Annotated in this window: 1 protein-coding gene and 1 pseudogene; both read right to left on the minus strand. The window is 63.4% G+C overall.

What is annotated here, in order from left to right; genetic code table 11:
* A pseudogene (locus BO39_RS34810) lies at window positions 1–669 on the minus strand (IS5 family transposase); the annotation flags it as partial.
* 92 nt (window positions 670–761) lie between these two features.
* Window positions 762–3,644, minus strand: a complete 2,883-nt coding sequence (locus BO39_RS28995; RefSeq protein ID WP_084698670.1) for a hybrid sensor histidine kinase/response regulator — start codon at window positions 3,642–3,644, stop codon at window positions 762–764.
* Window positions 3,645–4,631 lie beyond the last annotated feature (987 nt).

Below are 4,631 nucleotides of genomic sequence, written 5' to 3' on the forward strand. Positions count from 1 at the left end.
GCCAGTCCTTCAGACGCCCGAACATGTTCTCGATGCGGTGCCTCTGCCGATAGAGGGCCTTGTCGTAGGGGAGCGGGACCTTGCGGCTCTTGGACGAGGGTATGCAGGGCTCGATGCTGCGGGCGGTGAGGGCCTCTCGGAAGCGGTTGCTGTCGTAGCCCGCGTCGCCGAGAGGTTCCTTTGCACGTGGCAGGCTGGGCAGCATCAGGGCTGCGCCCCTGTGGTCGCTCATCTGACCTTCCGAGAGGTGCAGGACCACGGGGCGGCCCTTGCCGTCGCACACCGCGTGCAGCTTGGAGTTCAGGCCGCCCTTGGTGCGCCCGATACGGCGGGGAAGGGCCCCTTCTTGAGCAGGCTAGCCGCCGTGCGGTGCGCCTTGAGGGGGGTGGCATCGATCATCAGGCGCTCGGGCTCACCTGCGCGGCCCGCGAGCCCGGCGAAGATGTGGTTGAACACGCCCAAGCGGCTCCATCGCACGAAGCGGTTGTACAGGGCCTTGTGGGGTCCGTAGGCCGCCGGGGCGTCGCGCCAGCGCAGCCCGTTGCGGATGACATGGAGGATACCGCTGACCACCCTCTGATCGTCGACCCGCGGCACGCCGTGCGAGAGCGGGAAGAGGGGCGCGATCCGCCGGATCTGCGCCTTCGTCAGCCAGAACAGATCAGCCATGCAGCATCTCCGGCCACCATGGCATCAGCCATTCAGATCAACCGCTAGCTCTGATTGATGGGTCCTGACCCTAGCAATCGGACGTATCAAGGCTACGCTGCGCGCCGGCTAAGGTTCGATCTGCGCGATATCGCATGTTCTAAGCAGCTCCGGAGGCAGGGTGAGACACGGCGCCAAGCGGCATCAGTTACGGCCAACGCGGCGGCGGCGCTGTCCTGCGCGCCGGCAGTTGCGGCGCTCTCAAGCTCTTCCAGTCTCTCCGCCAGGCGGGCGGCTCCAAGCGTACCGGCCAAGCCTTTGAAGTCGTGTGAGGCCCGCGTAACCGCCGCCCATTCGGAGGCCTCAACTAGTTCGCCGAGGCGCCTGATGCGGGTTCCACCTTCGATAAGGAAAACGTCAACGCACGCCCGCGCCCGAGCTGCACCAGCCTCGGCGACCAGCACGTCAAGCCACTCAACCTCGATATCCTCAAAGCCCTCACTAGTCGGCTCGGGACTGATCTCCGCAAGTCGATCGTTAGCGATTACCTCGCGAATCTGGCCGGTAAGACGCGCCAGATCTACTGGCTTGTGTAGGACGATCGTAGCCCCAGCCTCGATGCACTCCCGCCGGACTGCTGCCCCAGTGTGCGCAGTGAGGGCTATGATTGGAACGTGTGCGTTCGGCCCCTCACTCGACCGGATGCGCTGTATCGCTTCGATACCTCCAAGCACAGGCATCTGGAGGTCCATTAGAATGACGTCAAAGCCTCCGCGCTCGGCAGACTGGACAGCCTCCTCCCCATTATTCGCGCCAAAGGCAGAGAACCCCGCGCGCCCGAGGACATCGATAAGAAGAACCTGGTTGATTTTATTGTCCTCAGCCACCAGGATTCTAGCCTCCGGCGAGCCTGGAGCCTTCGTATCGAGTGCATGGAAGGGTGTTTCGCCTTCGAAAAAGCCGCTGACAATCCTTGATAGGTCGCGCTCCTCAACGGGGTGGGGCACAGTTGCGTCCGCTTGCCCCTCCGCTCCTGCCGCCATCTCACCCTGCGCGACCAGCACGACTCTCGCGCGGCCGAGTGTCCGTCCGGAGCGCAAGCGCGTGAGAAATACGTCTGCGGGCAGTCCCGTCAGCGCCGCGTCGAGGACGACCAAGTCCATTGCCCCATGTTCGTGCGCAGCACGCTCCGCGAGACCAAGCCCCAAGAAGCCGTCGCCAGCTGCATCGACTGTAAAACCAAGCCGCTCTAGGTAGCCTACAACACGCCTCCGCATGCCCTCGGAAAGACCAACAACTAGCGCTGAGCGGCCCATCATCATGGTCTGCCCACGGCGAACTTCCTCGATACGCTGCGCACCGAATGAGAAGGTAAAGGTGCAACCAGATCCCACTCTGCTCTCCAGGGCAAGCTCGCCTTGGAGCAGATCAGAAATTTCGCGGCAGAGCGCGAGGCCGAGACCAACTCCCTCACGGCCCGCAGCGACTTCGGACCGACCGCGCTGAAACCGCTCAAAGATTGTGAGCCGCTCGTTGTCACTGATGCCAGGTCCGGTATCAGTAACCGATAATACGAGCTGCTCCGCAGCGTCCACACCACGTGTGGAGAGGCTGATTTTGACCGCTCCGTGGTCGGTAAACTTAACCGCGTTGCCGACGAGGTTGAACAGCATCTGACGGAGGCGGCTTGGGTCGGTGCGCCAAGAGCCAGCTGCGGCGTCCGAGATGGAGACCTCAAAATCGAGCCCCTTGTCGTTTGCACCTGGGCGGAACACCTCCGCGACCTCAGACACGAGGTCGCTGACGTCGACAGAACTCATCTGTGTCTCTCGCCCGTCGACCTCCGCACTCGCTGCCTCAAGCATACCGTTAAGCATGGCCATGAGCACCTCACAGCTGGCGCGTACCCGGTGAACCCATCGCCGCTGCGCCTCCTCCAAGTCGCTGTCCAGGAGGACCGCTGAGATTCCAAGAATGCTGTTAATCGGGGTGCGAACGTCGTGGCCAACCGCGGCGAGAACCCTATCCCGTTGCTCGATTACGGTCCCAAGGCGCTCTTCGGTTTCTGCCAGCCTACGTGCGATGTCGCCCTTTTCGACGTCCATGGCCGCTTGCGCACTGGGCCTCCTCCTAGCCATCACCCAACAGAGGAGAACGGCGGCAGCCCAAGCTGAAGCAAGCTTTCCGAGGTCGCTGGAGCGCTCGATTACGGAGGTGACGACTTCTATGACGAGTGAGTGGCCAGAACGCCTCACCGACCAGCCAAGCGTGCCTTTTGAGTCCGCGATCGAGACGTCGGCCACCTCTCGTAGCAGGGGGACCAATCTCGCTATAAGCGCCTCGGTGCTGCCAGGCTTCGCTGCTCCAAGCGTCTTCGGGGCTCGCACCGCTTCCAAGCCGACACGCGCCTCCATCCATGACGGCAGCCATGCAGGGATTAGATAGCCGCCAGTCGCATCAGTGCTGATGAAGGTGGTAACCACCCCTACAGTTCCGCCCTGTCCGTCGGGGAGACGCCGGGCTAGACTGTAGGAAGGCACGCCTTGGCGCGGCTCGGGACCGACTCCCGCGAATCCCGCAACCTGCCCAGGTTGGTTTAAGGCGGAGGTGAACCACCATGTCGTCCCAACGTCACCTGGCGAAAGAGGGAAAGAGGAAGCAGCCACGCGACCGCGACCGCTCGCGATGACCAGTCCCGAAGCGGGCGCGAGCATCGGCTCGGATCTGAGAACCTTAGCTGTCAGTGTAATGGTGTCCGAGGCGACGTCCACAGGCCGCAGGCCAGAGGTAGTAGCCTCAAACCGCCTGAGGAGTTCGTCCGCTCTCCCGCCGATCTCCGCGTTGGCGGCGACCAGCATAGCCTCGGTGTGCTCCCTTAGTCGGTCGAACTCCCATCCAGCCCAGACGGCTGTTCCCAGCGCCGGCGGAACAAGCATTGCGGTGCCAAGGACCACCGCTCTAACAAGGCTATTAGCCGTTGGTCCAGCGAACAGCATGCTTAACTCCTTGCCCTCTTGGCTCGCGCAGAAAGCGCCGGGCACGAGCCAAGCGGAAATTAGTTAACGAATCCTTTCTTTCCGACTGTCATGTTCAGGATTGGGCACCGATCAGAGAACCAGTTGTTGACGGATGCACTCGAACCAGTCTCCCCCAGGCTGCCCGGCCGGCGCCAGTCTTAGCAAGGGCAACTGGGTGCCTGGGCCCTTGGCGTCGAGCGTCCCTCCCGAGATGAGCGCCTGCAGACGGCTGGCGCTAGCTTCATCAAGGCGCTCGCTGAACTCAACGCCCCCGCCCTTAGACGTTCTGCCTTGGAGTCTCCAGGAGCCCATGGTACCGGCGAGAGACAGTCGGGCGGACAGGCCGGCCCTGACGGGGGAGGCCCGGCTGGGGCGGACCGATATGCTGACCTGCCCGTCTCGAACGGAGGCGCTCAGAACCATAACCGCGTGCGACGCGCGCGCCGCGCAGAGGTTGTCGCGCCTTTCGAAGTTCCAGACACCGTCAACCGGACGGGGCTCGGGCAATTGCGCAACCCGCGCGGCAGGCGATGTGGGTGGGACGGAGTCTTGCGCGGCCGGCTCAGGTGGAGGAGCGGGTACCTGGCAGGCAGCAAGGACCAGGAGACTCCCCAGCCAAACCACGCGCGGTAATGAAGTCAGGACCACTTGATGTCTCCAGCCGTGATTGGACGTTCGGTCCGCCTTAGGCCGGCGGAAGGCGAAAGAAAACTGGAAAGCTCGGTCATGGAACGGCTCCCTGGATGCCTGAGGCCGGTTACCGGGATCCACTGCCTGCGCCCGGTGAGCAGCCAAGGCGATCTCGAGGCGGCCCCTTCAGACCGCGAGAATGTACGCCGGCCGCGTGTTGGGGCGAAGCCAGCGGTTCTGCACCTAGGCTCAGGACCCGTTAATCAGGGCTGGCGCCTGATCTGAATGGCTGATTCCATGGTAGCCGGAGGTGCTGCCATGGCTGACCTGTTCTGG

This window comes from Roseomonas aerilata DSM 19363, assembly GCF_000711725.1.
In the GTDB taxonomy this organism is placed as follows: domain Bacteria; phylum Pseudomonadota; class Alphaproteobacteria; order Acetobacterales; family Acetobacteraceae; genus Roseomonas; species Roseomonas aerilata.